This window comes from Citrobacter sp. TBCS-14 (assembly GCF_005280805.1).
GTDB classification, from domain to species: Bacteria; Pseudomonadota; Gammaproteobacteria; order Enterobacterales; family Enterobacteriaceae; genus Citrobacter; species Citrobacter gillenii.
This window is the reverse complement of sequence record NZ_SZWM01000727.1, coordinates 1-201: the sequence shown is the minus strand read 5'-3', so window position 1 is coordinate 201 and position 201 is coordinate 1. Positions and strand designations below refer to the sequence as shown.

1 protein-coding gene is annotated in these 201 nt (G+C 52.2%); it reads left to right on the top strand.

Features of this window, described 5'->3' with window-relative positions:
* Positions 1-201, top strand: a 201-nt coding sequence (locus tag FDX22_RS20955; RefSeq protein ID WP_186805400.1) for a DJ-1/PfpI family protein, incomplete at both ends; no start/stop codon positions are given.

The window sequence follows — 201 nt, the reverse complement described above, 5'->3', positions numbered from 1 at the left end:
ATTCACGATTTTGATGGGGCGCAGACCTACAGTGAGAAAACCGGGCATCGCTTCACCTTGAATGCGAATTTCTCTGATGCGCGCGAGGCGGATTATGATGCCTTGTTGATCCCTGGCGGGCGGGCGCCGGAGTATTTACGTCTGAATCCGGAAGTCATTCAACTGGTACAAGACTTTAACTCTGCGGGTAAACCTATCGCC